The organism is Candidatus Halobonum tyrrellensis G22 (assembly GCF_000495475.1).
GTDB classification, from domain to species: Archaea; Halobacteriota; Halobacteria; order Halobacteriales; family Haloferacaceae; genus Halobonum; species Halobonum tyrrellense.
This window is the reverse complement of the sequence record NZ_ASGZ01000061.1, coordinates 13,848-34,026: the sequence shown is the minus strand read 5'-3', so window position 1 is coordinate 34,026 and position 20,179 is coordinate 13,848. Positions and strand designations below refer to the sequence as shown.

The 20,179-nt window shown below is 71.4% G+C and carries 19 protein-coding genes and 1 tRNA gene; 6 read left to right on the top strand and 14 right to left on the bottom strand.

Annotation, left to right across the window (positions count from 1 at the left end):
* Positions 1-35: 35 nt before the first annotated feature.
* Positions 36-1,295: a M20 family metallo-hydrolase gene (locus K933_RS14995; protein WP_023395596.1), complete on the top strand. Its 1,260-nt coding sequence runs from the start codon at positions 36-38 to the stop codon at positions 1,293-1,295.
* Positions 1,296-1,614: 319 nt separating this feature from the next.
* On the opposite strand, the gene K933_RS14990 is transcribed toward K933_RS14995, so the two are convergent.
* The 7 genes from K933_RS14990 to K933_RS14960 form a co-directional block, all read right to left on the bottom strand.
* Positions 1,615-2,460: a ZIP family metal transporter gene (locus tag K933_RS14990; RefSeq protein WP_023395595.1), complete on the bottom strand. Its 846-nt coding sequence runs from the start codon at positions 2,458-2,460 to the stop codon at positions 1,615-1,617.
* Positions 2,461-2,562: 102 nt separating this feature from the next.
* Positions 2,563-4,308: a tRNA uridine(34) 5-carboxymethylaminomethyl modification radical SAM/GNAT enzyme Elp3 gene (locus K933_RS14985; protein ID WP_023395594.1), complete on the bottom strand. Its 1,746-nt coding sequence runs from the start codon at positions 4,306-4,308 to the stop codon at positions 2,563-2,565.
* Positions 4,309-4,581: 273 nt separating this feature from the next.
* Entirely contained in the window at positions 4,582-6,798 is a 2,217-nt protein-coding gene (locus K933_RS14980; RefSeq protein WP_023395593.1) for a DHH family phosphoesterase, read from the bottom strand.
* 177 nt (positions 6,799-6,975) lie between these two features.
* Entirely contained in the window at positions 6,976-7,611 is a 636-nt protein-coding gene (locus K933_RS14975) for a YIP1 family protein (protein ID WP_049947929.1), read from the bottom strand.
* A gap of 50 nt (positions 7,612-7,661) precedes the next feature.
* The gene (locus K933_RS14970; protein WP_023395591.1) at positions 7,662-7,949 is read right to left on the bottom strand and encodes a hypothetical protein; all 288 of its coding nucleotides are present in this window, start codon (positions 7,947-7,949) and stop codon (positions 7,662-7,664) included.
* A gap of 108 nt (positions 7,950-8,057) precedes the next feature.
* The gene (locus tag K933_RS14965; RefSeq protein WP_023395590.1) at positions 8,058-8,642 is read right to left on the bottom strand and encodes a thymidine kinase; all 585 of its coding nucleotides are present in this window, start codon (positions 8,640-8,642) and stop codon (positions 8,058-8,060) included.
* 265 nt (positions 8,643-8,907) lie between these two features.
* Positions 8,908-8,992: transfer RNA gene (locus tag K933_RS14960), tRNA-Leu, on the bottom strand.
* Between the two features lie 187 nt (positions 8,993-9,179).
* Here K933_RS14960 and K933_RS14955 point away from each other — a divergent pair.
* Both K933_RS14955 and K933_RS14950 read left to right on the top strand, forming a co-directional pair.
* On the top strand, positions 9,180-9,482 hold the full coding sequence (locus tag K933_RS14955) for a hypothetical protein (RefSeq protein WP_049947920.1): 303 nt from the start codon (positions 9,180-9,182) through the stop codon (positions 9,480-9,482).
* A gap of 124 nt (positions 9,483-9,606) precedes the next feature.
* The gene (locus tag K933_RS14950) at positions 9,607-10,200 is read left to right on the top strand and encodes a DUF420 domain-containing protein (protein ID WP_235063454.1); all 594 of its coding nucleotides are present in this window, start codon (positions 9,607-9,609) and stop codon (positions 10,198-10,200) included.
* 19 nt (positions 10,201-10,219) lie between these two features.
* Here the strand turns inward: K933_RS14950 and purF are convergent, their stop codons facing one another.
* From purF to K933_RS14935, 3 genes are all read right to left on the bottom strand, one after another.
* Positions 10,220-11,752, bottom strand: a complete 1,533-nt coding sequence (purF, locus tag K933_RS14945; protein WP_023395587.1) for an amidophosphoribosyltransferase — start codon at positions 11,750-11,752, stop codon at positions 10,220-10,222.
* Between the two features lie 265 nt (positions 11,753-12,017).
* Positions 12,018-12,194: a 50S ribosomal protein L37e gene (locus K933_RS14940; protein WP_023395586.1), complete on the bottom strand. Its 177-nt coding sequence runs from the start codon at positions 12,192-12,194 to the stop codon at positions 12,018-12,020.
* Positions 12,191-12,406, bottom strand: a complete 216-nt coding sequence (locus K933_RS14935) for an LSM domain-containing protein (RefSeq protein WP_023395585.1) — start codon at positions 12,404-12,406, stop codon at positions 12,191-12,193. The genes K933_RS14940 and K933_RS14935 overlap by 4 nt, the downstream gene beginning before the upstream one ends.
* Positions 12,407-12,890: 484 nt before the next feature.
* Between K933_RS14935 and K933_RS14930 the strand changes: the two genes are divergently transcribed.
* Together K933_RS14930 and idsA3 are read left to right on the top strand one after the other, a co-directional pair.
* A complete protein-coding gene (locus K933_RS14930) occupies positions 12,891-14,243 on the top strand; it encodes a ribonuclease J (protein WP_023395584.1) in 1,353 nt (450 codons plus the stop codon).
* 4 nt (positions 14,244-14,247) lie between these two features.
* On the top strand, positions 14,248-15,300 hold the full coding sequence (gene idsA3 / locus K933_RS14925; RefSeq protein WP_023395583.1) for a geranylfarnesyl diphosphate synthase: 1,053 nt from the start codon (positions 14,248-14,250) through the stop codon (positions 15,298-15,300).
* Positions 15,301-15,412: 112 nt separating this feature from the next.
* Here idsA3 and K933_RS14920 read toward each other — a convergent pair whose 3' ends face one another.
* Entirely contained in the window at positions 15,413-16,075 is a 663-nt protein-coding gene (locus K933_RS14920) for a helix-turn-helix domain-containing protein (protein ID WP_023395582.1), read from the bottom strand.
* 180 nt (positions 16,076-16,255) lie between these two features.
* Between K933_RS14920 and K933_RS14915 the strand changes: the two genes are divergently transcribed.
* Entirely contained in the window at positions 16,256-17,092 is an 837-nt protein-coding gene (locus K933_RS14915) for an alpha/beta fold hydrolase (protein ID WP_023395581.1), read from the top strand.
* A 26-nt stretch (positions 17,093-17,118) separates the two neighbouring features.
* On the opposite strand, the gene bcp is transcribed toward K933_RS14915, so the two are convergent.
* The 3 genes from bcp to priS form a co-directional block, all read right to left on the bottom strand.
* Entirely contained in the window at positions 17,119-17,586 is a 468-nt protein-coding gene (gene bcp, locus K933_RS14910; RefSeq protein ID WP_023395580.1) for a thioredoxin-dependent thiol peroxidase, read from the bottom strand.
* 55 nt (positions 17,587-17,641) lie between these two features.
* On the bottom strand, positions 17,642-18,223 hold the full coding sequence (locus K933_RS19340) for a hypothetical protein (RefSeq protein ID WP_023395579.1): 582 nt from the start codon (positions 18,221-18,223) through the stop codon (positions 17,642-17,644).
* Positions 18,224-18,955: 732 nt separating this feature from the next.
* On the bottom strand, positions 18,956-20,134 hold the full coding sequence (gene priS / locus K933_RS14895) for a DNA primase small subunit PriS (RefSeq protein ID WP_023395577.1): 1,179 nt from the start codon (positions 20,132-20,134) through the stop codon (positions 18,956-18,958).
* Between the last annotated feature and the right edge of the window lie 45 nt (positions 20,135-20,179).

The window sequence follows — 20,179 nt, the reverse complement described above, 5'->3', positions numbered from 1 at the left end:
GAAAGACCCAACATCCGACCCGCGTACGTCCCCGCATGGAACTCGACCGCACACCCGACACGGACCGCCTCCGCGAGGACATCGAAGCCAACGCCGCGTTCGGCGACGTCGACGCCGCCGACGGGCGCGGGCGGACGGTGCTCACCGGCACCGACGCCGACCGGAAGGCGCGCGAGCGGTTCGTCGACCGGTTGGCGGACGCCGGCCTCGACGTGACCGTCGACGCGGTGGGGAACGTCGCGGGGACGTGGGCGCCGCCGTCGGCGGACCCCGACGCCGCGCCGGTCGCCGCGGGGAGCCACCTCGACTCGGTGCCGGAGGGCGGCATCTTCGACGGGCCGCTGGGCGTCTACGCCGCCCTGGAGGCGGTCCGGACGCTCCAGGAGGCGGGGGTGGAGCCGACCCGGCCCGTCGTCGTCGTCTCCTTCACCGAGGAGGAGGGTCAGCGCTACCCCGGCCTGCTCGGCTCGTCGGTGGCGGCGGGCGAGCGGTCGGTCGAGGCGGCGCTCGAAATCGAGGACGACGACGGCGTCACGCTGGCGCAGGCGCTGGAGAGTATCGGCTTTCGCGGCGAGGGACGGCTCGACGCGTCCGAGTGGGACGCGTGGTACGAACTCCACGTCGAACAGGACTCGCGGCTGGAGACGGCGGGGGTGCCCGTCGGGGTGGTGACGACCATCACCGGCATTACCCACTGCGAGGTGACGATCGAGGGCGAGGCGAACCACGCGGGCGCGACGCCGATGGGCGAGCGGACCGACGCGCTCGCGGCCGCCGCGGAGTTCGTCCTCGACGTGGAGGCGGCCGCCGAGGACGTGGTGGGGACGACCAGCGAGTCGGCGGTCGGCACCGTCGGCTCGCTGTCGGTCTCGCCGAACGCGACGAACGTCGTCCCGGGTCGGGTGGAGGCGAGCGTCGACGTCCGCGACGTGGCGTACGAGTCGATGGAGACGATCGTGACCGCGGCGCGGTCGTCGCTGTCGCTGCTCGAACGCGAACGCGGCGTCGACACCGCGTTCGCCCGGCCGTTCGACCTCCGGCCGACGCCGATGAGCGAGCGACTGCGGACGACGGCCCACGACGCGGGCGACGCTGCCGGCGTGGAGACGCTGGACCTCCACTCGGGGGCGGCCCACGACACGATGCACGTCGCGGGCGTGACCGACGCCGCGCTCCTGTTCGCGCCGTCGCGGGACGGCGTGAGCCACAACCCCCGCGAGTGGACCGACTGGGAGGACTGCGCGACGGCGACGCGCGTGCTCGCGGGCGCGCTCGCGGCCGCCGCGACCGAGTGAACGGCACGGGAGACGAGTGAGCGGTCGGACGACGACGCTCGTCCGACCGAGGTGACGACCGCCGGCCGACTCTCCGCCGCGGCGCCGGGGATCCGACGCGACGCCCGGCCCGACAGCCGACGGGTGGGACTGAAAGGGGCCGGTCGCGCGGGGAAGGCGGACGAAGCAAGCACTGAGCGCGACCGGAGGGAGCGCGAAGCGCGCAGCGAGTCCCCCGACCCGCGCGACCGGGGGCTTTCGCGGTCGTATCGTCACCACCAGCGGTCGCGTTCCCGCTTACAGTCGCGAGACTACCGCGGGAAGTCCCCGAGAGATCGGCTCAAGCAGCGAGCGCAACGTCGAGATACAGCATCACGGCGGCGCCGAACATCGTCCCGAGCGTCGCCAGCCGCTCGTTGCCCCGCGCGTGCGTCTCGGGGACGATCTCGTCGGAGATGACGAACAGCATCCCGCCCGCGGCGAACCCCATCGCGTACGGGAGTATCGGCGTCGCCAGCCCGACGGCGTACGCGCCGAGGACGGTGAGCGGGATCTCGACGAGCCCGGACCGGACCCCCGTGAGCACGGCGTAGCTCGTTCGGTCGAACCCCGCGTTGACCGCCGCGACCGACACCGCCAGTCCCTCGGGGACGTTCTGGATCCCGATCGCGAGCATCAGCCCGACCGCGTTTTCGATGTCGCCGGAGCCGAACCCCACGCCGACAGCCAGCCCCTCGGGCATGTTGTGGATCGTGATCGCGACGATGAACAGCAGCACCGCGGCGACGCCCGGCCCGGCGTCCGAGACGGTCTGGTCGGCCCGGCTCCGACCCGTGATCAGCACGTGGACGTGCGGCACCCAGTGGTCCGCCTGGTCGAGGAGGGCGGCGCCGAGGAGGAGCCCCGCGATGACGGGTATCGGCCGCAGGAGTCCGGTCGCGGGCACGCCCGGAACCAGCACCTCGGTCGCGTCGATACCCGGGACGATGAGGCTCGTGAACGAGGCGGCGAGCATCACGCCCGCCGCGAACCCGAGCGCGGCGTCGAGCGCCCGTTCGCTGGGGTCGCGGTAGACCAACACGAGGAGCGCGCCGACCATGTTCATCCCCGCGATGACGAACCCGCCGACGAGCGCCTGCAGTATCGGGTTCGTACCCACGAGACTGACGAAGGCGTCTTCGAACACACCGGCGACTCGGATCGGAGCGTATCAAGTATGTCGATGGCTCCCCATCGAGAGCGGAGCGTCGACGGTCAAGCGCTGAGAGTCGACATCGAGCGTCGACGCTCAGAGCCGCTTGCTGACGTACGGGCCGTCCTGGTGGTAGCCGAGGTGGTCGCGGTAGTAGCCGCGCACGCCCAGCCCGGAGATGACCGACAGCTTGTCGAACCCCGCCGCGGCGGCCTGGTCCTCCGCCTCGCGGACCAGCCGTCGGCCGTAGCCGCGGTGCTGCCAGTCGCCGTCCGCCCGCTCGTCGTCGCCGCCGGCGAACGTCGCGGGCGAGCCGTACACGTGGAGTTCACGCACCAGCGCGGCGTCGCGGAGTTCCCGCCGGACGGGGTCGTCGCCGCCGTCGGGGTGGCCGGGCGCGGCGTGCGAGTAGGAGGGGAAGCGGAGCCGGCAGAACCCCACGAGCAGATCCCGGGTGGGGTCTTCGAAGGAGAGGAACCGCTCGACGCCGCCGCCGGACTCGTATTCGACGGTGTCGAGTTCGACGTCGCTCGGGTCGGGGTCGGCGTCGTTGTGGCCCACCTCCCGCGCGCGGACGTCCCGGAGGGTGTACCCCTTCTCCTCGGCCCGCTGCTCCGCGAGTTGACGGAGGTTGGACTTCCAGACGCCCGCGTCGATGAAGTCGGCGGGGATGTCGCGCTGGACCCGCTGGAGCCGGCAGTACTTGGGTATCTCGTTCATCGCGTCCGCGACGATGTCCGCCGCCTCCTCGTTCGTCAGGGGGTCGTACTCGTCGCGGCGCCACCGGTCGTACACGCGGGTGCCGCGGACGACGAGCGTCGGGTAGATCTTGAGGTAGTCGGGCCGCCAGTCCGGGTCGGAGAACAGCTGTCGGAAGTCCTCGCGGCACATCTCGGGGGTCATCCCCGGCTGGCCGGGCATCATGTGAAAGCCGACCTTGAACGCGGCGTCGCGCAGCCGACGGTTGGCGTCGACCGACGCCCCCGTCCCGTGTCCGCGGTGCATCTCGCGGTTCACCCGCTCGTAGGTGGTCTGGACGCCCACCTCGACTTTGGTGCCGCCCAGCCGCAACATTCGGTCGACCTGCTCGGGGTCACACCAGTCGGGCTTCGTCTCGAACGTGATGCCGATACAGCGCACGTCAGCGGTCTCGTTGCGCGCCTTCACGTCCTCCAAGTACTCGAACTCGTACTCGCCGGGCTCTTGTGCGAAGCTCCGCCCCTCCGCGGGGTCGGGGTGGCCGTCGGTGTCGTACTCGTTCATCGCCTGGAGCGCCCGCTTGACGAACCACTCCTGGTAGTCGTGTGAGCGGGCGGTCATCGTCCCGCCCATCAAGATCAGTTCCGCCTTGTCGACGGGGTGGCCGATGTGCCGTAGCTGTTCGAGTCGGAGGGTGACCTGCCCGTAGGGGTCGTAGTCGTTCTGCTTGCCGCGGGCGGCCGCCGGCTCGTGACCCGTGTAGCTCTGCGCGCTGGAGAACTCCGAGGCCGGCCCGCCCGGACAGTAGAGGCACTTGCCGTGCGGACACATCCGCGGCGAGGTCATGATCGCCACGGGCGAGACGCCCGAGGCGGTGCGGACCGGTTTCCGGCGCACCACCTCGGCGAGTTCCTCACGCCGCCCCTCGGGGGCGTACCCCAGGAGGTCGGTGTTCCGGGGGACCTTCGGCGCCGAGTACTCCGAGCAGACCTCCCGTTTCGCGGCTTCGAGACCGTCGCGGTCGAGTCGGCCGTCGAGCACCCGGTCGACTAACTCCTCGCAGGCGCGGTCGAACGCGTCGGGTTCGTCCGACTCGTCGGACTCCGTCTCGTCTGACTCCTCGGAGGGGACGACGCCGCTCATCGGCGGAAACTCGGGCGGTTCGGCGGGTAAGGGTTTCGGAGCCGGGGGCGGCGGTCACTCCCCCGATAGGTCGAGGCCGACGCCGCGGAACTCGACGCGCGCCGCCGTCGCGGGCCTCGGTCGCGGCGGCGCGCCAGCCGTGCGCCTCAACGACGCGGGCGCAGATGGTAGTTTTGCAGTTCGGTCGTCCAACTGAAAACGGTAGAGCGACGGCTCGCGAGACGCGAAAAATCGGAGGAGCCGTGGAATCGCCGGGCCGTCGGACCGGCCCGCTCAGTCGAGTCGGGCGGCGGCCGCCTCGACCACCGCGTCGGTGACGGCGCCGCGCCGGCCGGCGAGGAACTCGATGCGTCCCTCGCGGACGCCGCGGGCGGTGACGCCCCCGTCGGGGACGGCTTCGGCCGCGTCGTCCGCCACCGCGCGGACGTCCACGTCGTCGCTCGCGCGGAGGTAGAGTTCGTCGACGCCGAACACGAGCGTCGCGCGCGCGTCCTCGCCGCCGTCGTCGCCCCGGCGGTGGAGTTCGTCCGCCAGCAGGGCGGTCGGCGGGAAGTCGTACCGGTGGGCGTACGCGTCCGCGTCGAGGACGGCGAACTCGACGCCCTCGGCCTCGCGCGTCTCCAGGTTCGCCTCGGCCGTGTCGAGTTCGGTCCCGAGTTTCTCGCGGAACTGTTCGGAGATGTGGCCCGCGAGCGCGCCGTCGTCGCCCCCGAAGAGGATGTCCGTGATGAGTTCGCGTTTGTCCTCGTAGCTCTGGTAGAACGCCTCGAGCGCGATAGCCTCGCGGAGTTCCGCGACGCGGTCGGCGTCGAAGCCCGCCCCGTCGGCCGCCTCGACGTACGCGTCGGGCGCGCCCTCCCAGTAGCTCACCGCCGGGAGGTGCGCGAGGTCGTCGGCCACGTCGTCGTTCACCGTCGCCGCGAGCGTCGCCGCGAGCGCGCCCGTCGTGAGCGCGTCGTCGGCGGCGCCGGCCCCGGAGCCGTCGGTGCCGCCGACGTCGGGGTTGACCAGCGTCTCGACCGTCTCGCGCACTTCGGCGTCGCCCGCGACGGCGTCGACGACCACCCGGTCGGCGCCGTAGACGCCCAGCAGGCCGAGACCGTCCTCGGACTCGACGGTCGACCCGATGCCGAGCAGGAGGACGAGCGGCAGTTTCTCGCCGTGCCGGTCGCGGTCCTGGAGCATCCGAGTGACGTCGTTGGTGGCGTCGTCCATGTCGTACACCATGTCCTCGAGCGGCCGGCGGGTGAAGTAGTGGTACTCGGCGTCGCTCTTGGCGTGTTCGTCGCGGACCAGCGGCAACACCGCCCGCTCGACCGCCGCACCCGCGACGTAGCCGTCGGCGGTCGCCGCGTGCCGGACGACGATCGGTCGCGATTCGAGCACCGCCCGCCGGACCGCCTCGGCGGCGGCCAGCAGGTCGTCGCCGACGGCGTCGAGCGACTCGTGGTCGGCGACGGTCGTCACCGAGTCGGGGCGCGCCTCCGCGGTCAGCGCGTCCGCGAGCCGCTGTTCGACTGCCTCGCGCTCCTCGCCCGCCAGCACCGCCAGCGCCTCCGTCTCGACTTGGATCTCGTTGCGCCGGACCTCTATCTCGCCGTCGAGACGGACCATGTCGCCCACGTCCACCTCGGGGTACGCGCGGACGCCCGCCTCGACGAACGCGGCGCAGTCGACGACGCCCGTCTCGTCGCGGAGTTCGAACACGGTCGGCCCGCCGGTCTGTCGCGCGCTCACGACCTCGCCTTCGATACGGACGGTCTCGCCGACGCGGTCGCCGAGCGACCCGATCTCCGCGGGTTCGCGGTCGCCCTCGGGTTCCGGCTCGTCTGCGTCGTCGGTCCCCGCGTCGACGCTCCCGCCGCGGTCGTCGGCCGTCTCGGCCGCCCCGCCGTCGTCGCCCGACCCGCTCGCGCCGTCTGAGTCGGAACTGGAGCCGGAACTCGACTGGGCACTCGAACCGGAGTCGGCGCTGGAGCCGGACTCGGAACTGGAGTCGGAATCCGACTCGGAACTGGAGTCGGAGTCGGACCCCTCGTCGCGGCGCCCGGGGCTCTGCTTCTGTGTCGGGGTGTGCCGGACCGGCCCGTCGGCGTCGTCGTCGTCGGTCTGCTCGGCGTCCTTCTCCTCGGTCCCCTCTTGGACGAGCGCCCCGCGGAACTCGCGGTCGGCCTGTCGGATCGACCACGCGAGGTCGACGTCGCCGTTGTCGCGGACGTTCTTCACCTGGACGAACACGTCGTCGCCGGGTTCCCAGTCGAGCGACTCGAGTCGCTGGTCGAGCTCCGAGCGGTGGAGCAGACCGGTCACGTTCGACGAGAGGTCGACGAACACGCCGAACTCGGCGTAGCCGTCGACCGTCCCCCTGTAGAACCGGTTTTGGACCAACTGGTTCGGGTCGTTCCCGCGGAACTCGAAGACGACGTCCTCCTGATGGGAGTCGCAGACACGCCCGTCGACGGGCGTACCGCAGATGATGCAGGTACCCATTTGTGCGAATCCTGTGCCCCCGTCCTAAAACGGTTGTCGAAACGCTCGCGGCGCCGACCGTCGGCCCCGATCGCGGCGTATCGACCGACAGAGCCGTCGAGCGGCGCGGAGAACGGAGATCCGGTCGGAGCGCACCGAGTTCCGGCGGGGAACCAGCCCCGCCGTCGACGCGACCGGTCAGATGACGTACCACCGCGTCAGCAGCGTCGCGACCCCCGCGGCCCCGCGGAACCCCCAGCCGAACAGCAGCGCCGCCGGCGGCGCCGCCGCGACCAGCGCCCGGCGGGTGGTCGTCGCGTGCACCTCGCGGACGCCGAGCGTCAACAGCGCCGCACCGTACAGCGCACACGCCGCCCGGAGTTCGGGGATCGGCGGTCCCGCGAGCGCACAGGGCGCGCTCGCGTACGCGATCACCTGCACCGTCTCGCTCACGCCCGCGCGGCCGCGGAGGAACGCCCCCCGACCGCGCTCGTAGCCGAGGGAGGCGACGAGCAGCGACACCGTCCCGACCGCCGCCGTCAAGTGGAGCACCGCGGGCGCGACGAACACGGCGACGAACGCGAGCGCGATGAACGCGGAGGCGGCGACGTCGCCCACGACGCCCGGCACCGTCGCCGGCGAAAACAGGAAGCGGCCGGCGGCGTACGCCAGCGCGACGCAGACCGCGAAGACGAGTCCGGGCGCCTGGTCGCCCGGCGCGACGCCCGTCCGGAAGAAGCGCGCCGGCCGGACCAGCACCTCCGCCCACGCGCGCGCGAGTCCGCGCGGCCCGCGCGCCCGCCCGCCGGAGGGGTTCTCGACCCACGTCGTCACGCCCGCGGGTTGCGGCCCGCCGCGCATGACAGTTCCGATGACGGGCGGGACTACGCCGCCGAGTCCCGGCGGCTCCGACGCCACCACCGGACCAGCCCGGCGGCTCCCACGACGACACAGACGGCCGAGAGACCGGCGAGCGCGGGCGCGACCGGTGTTCCGGCCACAGACGGCGCCTCGGAGACACGGACCAGCGGGTACGACAGCAGACACACACAGTTCGCGACCCACAACGATGCCCGCTCGGAGGCGGCGGTACTGCGGGCGTACTTGACGACCCAGACGCCCGTCACCGCGAGTGCGACGGCGAGGAGCGCCCAGTCAGCCGCCGAGGTCATCGTCTTCCACCGATCGTCCGACGGACGGCTCGCACATAGTCTCTCGCCCGCACCGTCTCCTCGTCGTCTCGTCCCCTTCCGTTCGAGAGACGGCGCAAGGGGTGAGGGTCACTCGCGCCGCAGGACGTGACAGTTCCGACACCGCGCCTCGTAGCTCTCCTCGGCGCCGACCATGATCGTCGGGTCGTCGACGTGGGCGGGGTCGCCCCCGATCAGCCGCTGGTTCCGGGTGGCCGGCTCGCCGCAGACCGAACAGATCGCCTGGAGTTTGTCGACGTACTCCGCGACGGCCATCAGCGCGGGCAGCGGGTCGAACGGCTCGCCACGGAACGTCTGGTCGGTGCCCGAGACGATCACCCGGCGGTCGTCCTCCGCGAGCCGCCGACAGACGTCGACCAGGTCGCCCGAGAAGAAGTTGGCCTCGTCGACCGCGACCACCTTCTCGCCGTTCAGGCGGTCGACGATCCCCCACGGGCCGTCCTCGTCGTCGATGACGACGGCGTCCCAGGTGCGGTCGGCGTGTGAACCGATGGTGGTCTCGCCGTACCGGTCGTCGACCGCGGGCGAGAACACCGCGACCTCCTGGCCCGCGATCTCGGCGCGGCGCAGGCGACGGAGGAGTTCCTCCGTCTTCCCCGAGAACATCGACCCCGTAATGACTTCGAGCCACCCGGAGCCGGTGATCGCGTGCATACTCGCCGGGGGACGGCGCGCGGCAAAACGGTTGCTCTCCGCCGCCGGTGCGAGAGCGTGTGCCGTGGGACGCGTCGGGACGGAGCCGACGGCGCCGCGGCTCGCGGTGTGGCGTCGGAAGGAAGTTGTGCGTGAGTGCTGTCCGTAGGGCGGCCCCGAAGGGCCGCACAGCACCCGCATCCGTGTTGGATGCGAGACCGGATTCGAACCACGGTCGCGCTGACGCGCTCCCTGGTTCAAACCGGGTGCATCCGCGCCCGCTGGATGCGTGGGACCGGATTTGAACCGGCGGACCTCTACAGGACAGCGCCCTCAACGCTGCGCCGTTGGCCTGGCTTGGCTACCCACGCACCACGTATCAGTGCGCATTCCACCGTATTCCCGAGACGGATAAAGGGCTTTCCATCTGGGATACGCCGTGTGGACTGTTTCCACGGCCGACGACTCGGCCGGCTTACCCCGCCCCAGAGACGGGGTCGATGGGGACCGAACCGGGGGGATAATATTTATGTACAGGTACTCGGAAACCTGAAACGAATGGTAGACGATCTACTCCGGGCACTGGTGGGGGAGGAGCGACGCCAGGTGCTCGCACGGCTGCGGTCGGAACACCCGACGGCGGCGGTGAGAACGGGGGAGCTGTTGACGAACGCGGGGGCGGAAGAGCGGATCCGGCTCCGCCACTCGCTGCTACCGGTGCTGGCGGAGGCCGACCTCGTGTGTTGGGACCGCGAGCGCGACCTGGTGTCTCGGGGTCCCGAGTTCGACGCCGCGCTGCCGTTCCTCGACCTGATCGAGGAGCGGGAGTCGGACTCGACGACGCGGAACCTCCCCGCCTGAGCCGACGGGGACCCCCCGGGCATCCCCACCGGACTCGACAGCGGGCGCGCCGTCGCTCCCGGCGCGGCGCCGAACGGGGGAGCGGAACCGAACGGATATGCCGCGCCCGCCCGTGGACCCGGGCGTGACCACGACCACGGACCCGACGACCGACCGCGTCCGGGCGGCGGTGCGCGAACACGCGCTGAGCGTCTCGCTCGCCCTCTCGGCCGTCGCGCTCGCGCTGGTGTTCGCGGTCGCACTGGAGTTCGTTCCCGGGGGCGCGCTCCCGCGCGCGCCCGACGCGGTTCTCGACGCCATCCCGCACGTCAACGCCGCGATATCGGCCTCTGCGGCCGTCGTCGTCGTCGCCGGCGTGGCGCTCGCGCGCCGCGGCGCGTACGACCACCACCGCCGCGCGATGCTGCTCGCGACCGGGCTGTTCGGGCTGTTTCTCGTCCTCTACCTCTACCGCGTCGCGCTGCTCGGTCCCGCGCCGTTCCCCGGTCCCGAGTCGGTGTATCGGTCGGTGTACCTCCCGATACTCGCGGTCCACGTCACGCTGGCCGTGGTCTGCGTGCCGCTCGTCACCTACGTCCTCGTGCTGGCGACGACCCACACGGTCGCGGAACTGCCCGACACCCCACACGAGCGGGTGGGCCGGGTCGCGGCGTCGCTGTGGGCGGTCACGTTCGTCCTCGGCGTCGTCGTCTACGCGATGCTGTACGCGGTGTACTGACGCGCCGGGCGCACCGACCCTAGTCGTCCGCGTGCGCCCCGGACCGCTCGACGGGCGGGCGCTCGACGTCGCGGTCGCTGGTCTCGCCGTCGATGTCGTAGGGGTACTCGCCGGTGACACAGCCGAAACAGAGGTCCGCGCGCGACTCCGAGAGCGCGTCCGCCACCGCGTCGGTCGAGATGTACGACAGCGAGTCGGCGCCGATCACCTCGCGGACCTCCTCGACGGAGCGGTCGGCGGCGATGAGTTCCTCGCGGGTCGCCATGTCGATCCCCATGAAACAGGGCGCGACGATGGCGGGCGCGCCGATCCGGACGTGGACCTCCTCTGCGCCCGCGTCCCTGAGCAGGTCGACGAGTTGGGTCGAGGTGGTGCCGCGGACGATGGAGTCGTCGATGAGCGTCACCGTCTTCCCCTCGACGGTCGACTTGATCGGGTTGAGCTTCAGCCGGACCGCCCGCTCGCGTTCGTCCTGCGTGGGCATGATGAACGTCCGCCCGACGTAGCGGTTCTTCATCAGCCCCTCCGCGAACTCCACGTCGGCGCCGTCCTCGGCGGCGGCGTCGGCGTACCCCGACGCGAACGCCCGGCCGGAGTCGGGCACCGGCATCACGGCGTCGGTGTCGATGCCCGACTCCTCCCACAGCTTCCGCCCGAGGCTCCGGCGCGCCTCGTAGACGAGCGTGTCGTCGATGACCGAGTCCGGCCGCGCGAAGTAGACGTGCTCGAAGAAACAGTGGGCGGAGTGGTCCGCCTCGAACAGTTGGTAGGTGTCGTACCCCGAGCCGTCGGGTTCGAGCACGACGAGTTCGCCCGGTTCGACGTCGCGGACCAGTCGGCCGTCGAGCGTGTCGATGGCGGCCGACTCCGAGGCGAGGACGTAGCCGTCGTCGAGTTCGCCGATACACAGCGGGCGGTTGCCGAGCGGGTCGCGCACGCCGAGGACGGTGTCGTCGTGCATCACGGTCAGCGAGTACGACCCGTGGAGTCGGTCCATCGTCCGTTTCACCGCCCGGATGAGGTCGGCGTCGAGGAGGTTGCCCGCGAGGTCGTGTGCGATCACCTCGGTGTCGCCGTTCGTCGTGAACGCGTGACCCGCCGAGGCGAGTTCGTCGCGGATCTCGTCGGCGTTGACGAGGTTGCCGTTGTGCGCCAGCCCGAGCGCGCCGGACTTGAACGACACCGAGAACGGCTGTGCGCACCGCTCGTTCACCCCGCCCGCGGTCGCGTACCGGACGTGTCCGATCCCGGTCGTCCCGTTGAGGTCGCCGAGGGTGGTGCCGTCGAACGCGTCGCCCACCAACCCCATCCCGACGTGGCTGTGCTGTTGGAACCCGTCGTGGGTGACGATACCCGCCGAGTCCTGCCCGCGGTGCTGGAGCGCGTACAGCGAGTAGTACAGCGGGCGGGCGGCGCCGCGGTCCGCGAGCGACACGCCGACGATGCCGCACTTCTCGGTCGGTCCCGACCGCTCGGCCGCGCCGTCGTCGCCTGGCTCGCCGAGCGGTTCCGTCACCGAGACCGGCACGTCGCCGCCGTCCCCGTCGTGCATGGGTGAGGTGTGACGCCGGTTTCACAAAAACCCTCGTTATCGTGCCCACCGACTGCCGGATCCCCGCGAATGTATACACGAACGTGGGTAAAGCGGCGCGGTCGTCGCGAGACGCCGAGCGACGGCGCCGCGACGACCGGCGCCGCGACGCCGGGGCGGGGACGGGAGCCGCGACGGTCCCGGGACGGCCGCGGACGCGAGACGGACCCGCGGCTGGTCGGTGGGGTTTCGAGAGAAACGCGACGCGACGAGGAGGCCCGCCCGGTCAGTTGTCGCCGGCCTTCGACTGCCACTCGTAGCCGCGGCGCTTCGCCGACTTGCCGAAGCCGCACGACGAACACTGCTTTTTCTTCACGTGGTACGACTTCTCGCCGCAGCGGCGACACTTAACGTGTGTCGTGGTGTTCTTCTTGCCTTGAGAGGGGGTTCCTGCGCCGGTCATGCGTTGATCGAAACGACGTTGTCGCCACGGATAATCGTTGTGTCTTCCACCTCGTCGGGCGTCTCGCCCTCCACGTCGGTGGGTTCGAGCACGACGTTCATGTGCTGGTCGTACCCCGCCAACGCTCCGAAGTGTGCCGTGCCGTCCTTCAGGTGGACGGTCACCGGCGTGTCAAGTGCCTCCTCGAGCACGTCGAGTGGTCGGCCGCTCATACACCGGGCGTCGGCCGACCGCGGTTTAAACGTACCGGACCGGCGGGCCGCGCGCCGTCGCTCGCCCCGTCGGTGTCGGGCGGAATCGCGGACCGAACTCGCGACTCGTCGGGGCACCCCGCCGGCGGGCGGGACCGGTCGGCGGGTCAAACGCCCGCCGTCGGTCGGCGTGTCGGGCACTCGCCGGGGAACCGACCGCGAACGGGCGTCTCCCCCCCGTCGCGCGGCGGGCACCGAGCGTGCGGCGACGAACCCGCACAGTTTTAAGAGCGGCTGATCTTAGTTCTGCCAACAGAGCCCGCGGGCAACTCCGTCGCGAGGTCCGACCGTCGGACCGCCGTGCGGATAGCGGGATTCGCGGACCGACGCGCTGTAAGACGCCGGGGTCCTCAGCGACCCGTGTTCCGGGGCTTTCCGTACGAGCCTGTCCGCCGCGACGCGCGCGGTGGGTTTTCAACGCTCGCAACCAGAGATATCGAAACATATGGAAGTCGAGATCGCAACTATCGGCGGCTACGAGGAAGTCGGTCGCCAGATGACGGCAGTTCGCACAGGGAGCGACATCGTCGTGTTCGACATGGGGCTCAACCTGAGTCAGGTCCTCATCCACGACAACGTCGAGACCGAGAAGATGCACAGCCTCGACCTGATCGACATGGGCGCCATCCCGGACGACCGGGTGATGTCCGACCTCGAAGGTGACGTGCAGGCCATCGTGCCCACGCACGGTCACCTCGACCACATCGGCGCCATCTCCAAACTGGCTCACCGCTACGACGCGCCGGTCGTCGCGTCGCCGTTCACCATCGAACTGGTGAAACAGCAGGTCCAAGGGGAGAACAAGTTCAACGTCGACAACGACCTCGTGAAGATGGAGGCGGGCGAGACGATGTCCATCGGCGACTCGGGCAACGTCGAGATGGAGTTCGTCCACGTCACCCACTCGATCATCGACGCGATCAACCCGGTGATCCACACGCCCGAGGGCGCGGTCGTCTACGGGCTCGACAAGCGGATGGACCACACGCCCGTCCTCGAAGACCCGATCGACATGGAGCGGTTCCGCGAGATCGGACGCGAGGGCAACGGCGTCCTCTGTTACATCGAGGACTGCACCAACGCCGGCCGGAAGGGCCGCACGCCCTCCGAGTCGGTCGCGCGCCGCCACCTGAAGGACGCGCTCACGTCGATGGAGGACTACGACGGCGGCATCGTCGCCACGACGTTCTCCTCGCACGTCTCGCGCGTCTCCTCGCTCGTCGAGTTCGCCCAAGACATCGGCCGCGAACCCGTACTCCTGGGTCGGTCGATGGAGAAGTACAGCGGCACCGCCGAACGGCTGGACTTCGTCGACTTCCCCGACGACCTCGGGATGTACGGCCACCGCAAGTCGGTCGACCGGACGTTCAAGCGGATCATGAAGGAGGGGAAGGAGAACTTCCTCCCCATCGTGACGGGCCACCAGGGCGAGCCGCGCGCGATGCTCACCCGGATGGGCCGCGGCGAAACCCCCTACGAACTGGAGGACGGCGACAAGGTGGTGTTCTCGGCGCGGGTCATCCCCGAGCCGACGAACGAGGGGCAGCGCTACCAGTCCGAGCGGCTGCTCAAGATGCAGGGCGCGCGCATCTACGACGAGATCCACGTCTCGGGCCACCTCCGCGAGGAGGGCCACTACCAGATGCTCGACGCGCTCCAGCCCCAGCACGTCATCCCCGCCCACCAGGACATGAAGGGATTCGCCCCGTACGTCGACCTGGCGTCGAACATGGGGTACGCGCTCGGGCGTGACCTCCACGTCACGCAGAACGGCAACATGATCCAGCTGACGGAGTAACGCCATGTCCCACGACGAGACGGAGACGGAGGCGCGCGTCCGCTCGGCGGTCGGTCAGCGGCGCGAGTTGGTCAACGACGCCATCGACGACGACCTCCCGATGGCCGAACCCGAGCGGCTCTACGAGGCGACCCGCTACATCCTCGACGCCGGCGGGAAGCGCCTCCGGCCCACCGTCTCGCTGCTCACGGGGGAGGCGCTCGGGGACGTCGAACCGCTGTCGGCCGACTACCGGTCGTTCCCGGCGCTCGACGGCGAGCCGTTCGACCTGCTGCGCGCGGCGGTCAGCGTCGAGGTGATCCAGTCGTTCACCCTCATCCACGACGACATCATGGACGAGGACGACCTCAGACGTGGTGTCCCGGCGGTCCACGAGGCGTACGACACCGAGACCGCGATCCTCGCGGGCGACACGCTGTACGCCAAGGCGTTCGAACTCCTCTCGGATACGGGCGCCGACCCCGCGGCGGGGCTGGAGGCGGTGAACATGCTCGCCTCCACCTGTACCCGGATCTGCGAGGGACAGTCGCTCGACGTCGACTTCGAGGCGCGCGACGACGTGACGCCCGAGGAGTATCTCGACATGGTCGAACGCAAGACCGCCGTGCTGTACGGCGCGAGCGCCGCCATCCCCGCGGTCCTCATGGGCGCCGACGAGGAGACGGCCGACGCGCTCTACCAGTACGGCGTCGAGTCCGGGCGCGCGTTCCAGATCCACGACGACGTGCTCGATCTCACGGTGCCCTCCGAGCGGTTGGGCAAACAACGCGGCTCCGACCTGGTCGAGGCGAAGGAGACGCTGATCACCCTCCACGCCCGCCAGCAGGGCGTCGACGTGGAGGCGCTGGTCTCCGCGCCGACGCCCGCGGAGGCGACGGAGGCGGAGGTGGACGCCGCCGTCGACGCGCTCGACGAGGCGGGGAGCATCGAGTACGCCCGCGACATGGCCGAGGAACTCGCCACGCGGAGTAAACAGCGGCTGTCGGTCCTGCCCGACAACGAGGCGCGGGCGCTGCTCGCCGACATCGCGGACTTCCTCGTCACGCGCGGGCACTGACGCGGGCGGACCGAGTCGAGCCGAACGGAGCCGAACCGGGTCGGTCCCGCGTCGTCTTCTCGTCCCGCTTGTCGGTCGGAGCGCACCCTCGGAAGCGACGGCGTCAGCGGTATCAGCGGCGGATCTCGGCGGGAGCCGCCGACGCGTAGTCGGTGACGACGGCCGCCTCGGCCTTCCGGAGCAGTTCGCCCGCGGTGCTCGGCGCACAGTCGAGTTCGGCCGCGACGTCCGCGACGCCGCCGACCCGGGGGACCTCGTAGTAGCCGACGGTGACTGCCGCGTCGAGCGCCGCCCGCTGGCGGTCCGTGAGCGCCGCCGACGACGCCCGGCGCCCGAACGCGCGGACGCGTTCGACGCGGACGTCGACCAAGTCGGTCAGTCGGTCGTGGAACGCGCTCAGCGACGCGGTCTCGCCGACCGCCTCGACGGTCGCGCTCCCGTCGTCGCGGAACGTCACCGGCGGCACGAACACCACGTTCGCCTGCGACACCAGGTCCATCAGGTCGTCCGCGAACTCGAAGTCGGTCTGGTGGACGAACGCGTACGTCCCCTCGTCGGACTCGACGAGGTGGCGCTCGGCGATCGATTCGACCGCCGCGAGCACCGCCGCGGTCGTCTCGGGGTCCGCGTCGTACCACGACAGCGTCGTGACGGTCGCCGTCGGTCCCCACGCCAACAGTTCCATCCGCGACACTCCCGACTCGCGGGTGAGACGCCGGTGGAGCGGGTGAGCCAACTCCGGCGGATACGTCACCTCGAACGTGACCCGTCTCACGCCGGGAGAGGGCTCCCGGTTTCACTTAAACTACCGCATTCATCCGGGGATAGTTCCACACCCTCGCGGACCGAACCCCGAGACGTGACAGAGACACGCCGATCCGACGCGCGGTCGACGGAGACGGACCGGCCCCGGGCGCGCGGCGGCCCACCCGACCCCCCTATCGAGACCGCCTCGGTGTCCGGCGACCGCCGCGTCGCGTACGCCGAGTACGGCGCGCCGGACGGCGAGCCGGTAATCCTCCTCCACGGCACGCCCGGGTCGCGGCTCCTCGGAGCCCTCTTCGACGGGGACGCCCGCCGGCGCGGCGTCCGCCTCCTCGTCCCCGACCGACCGGGGTACGGCCGGTCGTCGCCGTGGCCCGACCGAACGCTCGCCGACGCCGGAACGACGGTCGGGGCGGTCCTCGACGACGCCGGCGTTCGACGGGCCGGCGTCGTCGGGTTCTCGGGCGGCGGCCCGCACGCGCTGGCGCTCGCGGCGACCCGCCGGGACCTCGTCGACGGCGTCGACGTGGTCGCGGGCGCGGTCCCGCCGTCGCTCCGGTCGACACGACCGCTCGCCGTCCGACTCGCCGAGACGCTCGCGGCGACGACGCCCCGCCTCCTCGCGGGCGCGGCGCGGGGCGGGGGGCGGGTTGCCAAGCGCGCTCCGGCGTCGTTCGTCGTCTCGCAGTACACGACCCCCGAGGGCCGAGCCGCGGTGTCCGACCGGGTCGCGGAACTCGCGCGTCGGGAGTTCGTCGAGGCGTTCGCGCACACGGCGCGCGGGTTCGTGACCGAGACCCGCCTGCTCGCACAGGAGTGGACCGTCGACCCGGCCGACGTGGACCGCCGGGTTCGGCTGTGGCACGGTGCCGACGACGCCAACGTCCCCGTGGCGGACGCCCGCCGACTCGCCGACCGACTGCCGGACGGCCGTCTCACGGTGGTCGACGGCGCGGACCACCTGGGCGCGCTCCTCCGGCAGGTGCCCGAACTCCTCGGCCGCTACGGGTCGGCCGCGGAGGGGTGAGTAGTGGGCCCGCGTCCCCGGTGGCGTCAGACCCCCGCGTCGTCGAGATCCGAGAGGAGTTCGTCGGCGTGGCCGTCGGGCGAGACGCCCTCGTAGGCGCCGACGACGTCGCCGTCGGGACCGACGACGTACGTGTTCCGGGAGGTGCCCGTCACCGTGTTCCCGCCGATGGTCTTCTCGCCGTACGAGTCGTACGCGCTCGCGACCGACCCGTCCGCGTCCGACAGCAGGTCGAACGGGAGGTCGTACTTGTCGGCGAACGCCTTCAACTCCGCTACGGGGTCGTCGCTGATGCCGACGACGTTCGTCCCCTTCTCGCGGAACTCCTCGATGGCGTCGCGGAAGCCGCACGCCTCGGTCGTACAGCCCGGCGTGTCCGCGCGCGGGTAGAAGTAGACCACGACGTGTTCGCCGGCGAAGTCGGAGAGCGCGACCGTCTCGTCGTCCTGGTTCGGCAGTTCGAACGCGGGCGCGTCGGTCCCTGTCTCGAGCACGTCTCCACGTGGTGCGGGCGCGAGAAAAGGGGTTGCGGTCGCGGCCGGGCCGACGCTACTCCAGCGGTTCGGCGGCGTCGCGTTCGACGAGCGGACCCGCGTTCGCCGCCGGGAGCGACACCACGTCCTCCGAGGCGAGGTCGTACTCCCGTTCGTCGACGCCGAGGATCCGCCCCACGTCGCGGGTGATCCGGACGGTCGTCCGGTCGTCCAGGCCGTCCGCGGCGTCCGTCCCGTCCGCCGCGGCGCCGGACCCGGCGTCTCCCGTCTCCTCGGCCCCGGTCCGTCCGTCCCGCCCGGCGTCGGCTCCGGTCCCGCTCGCCGTCGCGCCAGCCGAGATGGTCGGGGGCGCGTCGGCACTGCCCGCGGTATCCGCGCTGTCGGCGCTGTCGGACCCCGGCGCGTCGCCGTCGGGACCGCCGTCGGATCCGTCGGGCGGGGACCGTCCGCCGTCGTCGCTTCCGGTCGAAGACGTCGGGGTGGCCGAGGACGCCGACGTGTCCGGGGGCGTCGCCCCGCCGGGTTCGGCCCGGTCGGCGGTGCCGGCGGAGTCGGACGTCTCCGGGTTCGCGCCCCGGTCGGGCGTCGACTCGCCGTCCGTCGCGTCGTCGCCGTCCGTCGCGTCGTCGCCGCCCATCGCGTCCGCGAGGACGCCGCCGCCGTCCGCCGGGGCGGGTCCGCGTCGGCCGACCCGTCGTCGCCCGCGTCCCGGCCCGGGACCGGACTCGACGCCGCCACGTCGGTCGGCGCGGCCCGCTCGGGGTCGGCCGACGCCTCGGTGCCGGCCGGTTCGGGCGCGTCCGGGGTCCCGGACGCTTCGGATTCGGACGGCTCCGCACCGGCGGCGCCGTCGGCGGCCGCGGCGGGACCGTCGGCGAGAACGTCGAGCACCGCCTCCTTGTTCGAGCGGATGCGCGCGACGAGGTCCTCGAACAGGTCGAGTTCCTGGCTGGTCATCCCCTCGGTGTCGACGGGCGCGTCGGCGGCGGCGAACGACGCGAGTTTGACCACCTTGCCGACCCGGCGTTCGTACAGCGACTCCGCCACCTCCTCGGCGGTCTCTATCTCGTCCGAGAGCTTCCGCACCTCCGAGTCGGAGAACGGCTTGTCGACCGCCGCCGCGCGCTCGTCGCGCCGGTCGCGCCGCGAGGCGATGTAGGCGGCGACGTCGTCGTAGAAGGAGTCGCGAAGATGCTGGAGGCTGTCCTTCCTCCGCTCCTTCGACTGCACCGCGCGTAGGTCGTCGATGTCCATGGTCGTGTCTCTCCCCTTCGGCAGTCCGCTCGGCCCGCTCCGGGTCTCGCCCGACCCACGCGGGCGGGTCGCGCGAGACGACGGTACGGCGACGGTCGCGTCGGCGTCGTGTCCGCTACTCCGTCGCCTTCTCGGCGCGTCCTCGTGCCATCAGGAACACGCCGACGTACTCACGGACCGACTGAACTCCCTCCGCTACCTTAGTCTTGTCGTCCCCGACGGCGACCGGACCGGGGTCGGTCACGTCGACCAGGATCTGCCGGTCGCGGAAGCGCTCGGGCACCGCGTCCGTCAGCGGGTCGAACGCCTCGACGGCGTCGCGTTCGAGCGGGCGCACCACGAGTCCGCTCCCGCCGTGGACGCTCCCCGGCAGCCGTATCAACCGTCTGAGGTCGGTCGTCACGGGTTCGTCGATGGGTGCGGTGTCGCGTTCGACCACCTCGCGGGCGAGCGCGCGGACGAGCGTCCCCGCGCCCGGCCCGAGTTCGACGTTGCCCGCCCGCACCCCGTCGGGGTTGCGTTCGAGCACGCCGTAGATGGTCCGGGCCGTCTTCTCGCCCACGCCGTCGAGTTCTTCGAGTTCCGCGAGCGCGTCCTCCTCGCTCATCCCCCGGAGGTCGTCGGCGTACGCCACCAGCCGGTCGTGGACGCGCCGGCCCCACCCGCCCTCGGCGCGGAGCGTCTTCTGGAGCGTCCCCCGCTCGTTCGGGCGCTTCTCGACCAGGCCGTCGTAGTCGAGGTCGACCGCGCGGACGTAGTCGACCACCTCCCGGCGCGCCGCCGAGTCGAGTTCGCCGACCGCCGGGTCGCGGACGTGGACGTGGTAGCCCCGCCCGCCCGAGAAGACGACCGAGAGGTCCTCCTCGCGGAAGCCGAAGTCGGTTTCGAGCAGGTCGAGCAGGTTGAGCAGTTCCTCCTTACAGGCCGCGAGCATCTCGCCGTAGCCGGCCGTCTCGGGGTCGACCCCCGGGAGGTGGTCGGCGTCGAGGTCGAACACGAGGTCCGCCGACCGCCACCCCTTCCCGCTCATGCTCCGGTTGCCGGGGTCGTCGTATCGTGCCGCCGAGAAGTACGCGTGCCGGGGCGCCTCGCGTGCGAGAAAGTCGTCGAGGTCGCCCGCCCCGCCCGCCACGTCGAGCAGCGACTGGTGACGGACCATCGTGGTCCCGTCGCCCTCGGTGAACGGGATCTGCCCCCACTCGCGTTCGTTCGCGGCGGGCGGCGGCGAGACGGTCGCGCTCCGGTAGTAGTCGCCGAAGCGCCCCTTCAGGTACTCCCGGGTTCGGCGGTTCATTCGACGCTCCGTCCCTTCCGCCGTCGTGCTCAAGAGTGTTGCCGT

Bases quoted from the DNA above. Each gene is read 5' to 3' on its own strand.
- priS (WP_023395577.1), bottom strand. From the start codon at position 20,134: ATGAACCGCCGAACCCGGGAGTACCTGAAGGGGCGCTTCGGCGACTAC.
- K933_RS14995 (WP_023395596.1), top strand. From the start codon at position 36: ATGGAACTCGACCGCACACCCGACACGGACCGCCTCCGCGAGGACATC.
- K933_RS14985 (WP_023395594.1), bottom strand. From the start codon at position 4,308: ATGAGCGGCGTCGTCCCCTCCGAGGAGTCAGACGAGACGGAGTCCGAC.
- K933_RS14980 (WP_023395593.1), bottom strand. From the start codon at position 6,798: ATGGGTACCTGCATCATCTGCGGTACGCCCGTCGACGGGCGTGTCTGC.
- K933_RS14935 (WP_023395585.1), bottom strand. From the start codon at position 12,406: ATGAGCGGCCGACCACTCGACGTGCTCGAGGAGGCACTTGACACGCCG.
- K933_RS14940 (WP_023395586.1), bottom strand. From the start codon at position 12,194: ATGACCGGCGCAGGAACCCCCTCTCAAGGCAAGAAGAACACCACGACA.
- purF (WP_023395587.1), bottom strand. From the start codon at position 11,752: ATGCACGACGGGGACGGCGGCGACGTGCCGGTCTCGGTGACGGAACCG.
- idsA3 (WP_023395583.1), top strand. From the start codon at position 14,248: ATGTCCCACGACGAGACGGAGACGGAGGCGCGCGTCCGCTCGGCGGTC.
- K933_RS14970 (WP_023395591.1), bottom strand. From the start codon at position 7,949: ATGACCTCGGCGGCTGACTGGGCGCTCCTCGCCGTCGCACTCGCGGTG.
- K933_RS14965 (WP_023395590.1), bottom strand. From the start codon at position 8,642: ATGCACGCGATCACCGGCTCCGGGTGGCTCGAAGTCATTACGGGGTCG.
- K933_RS14930 (WP_023395584.1), top strand. From the start codon at position 12,891: ATGGAAGTCGAGATCGCAACTATCGGCGGCTACGAGGAAGTCGGTCGC.
- K933_RS14955 (WP_049947920.1), top strand. From the start codon at position 9,180: ATGGTAGACGATCTACTCCGGGCACTGGTGGGGGAGGAGCGACGCCAG.
- K933_RS19340 (WP_023395579.1), bottom strand. From the start codon at position 18,223: ATGGGCGGCGACGACGCGACGGACGGCGACGACGCGACGGACGGCGAG.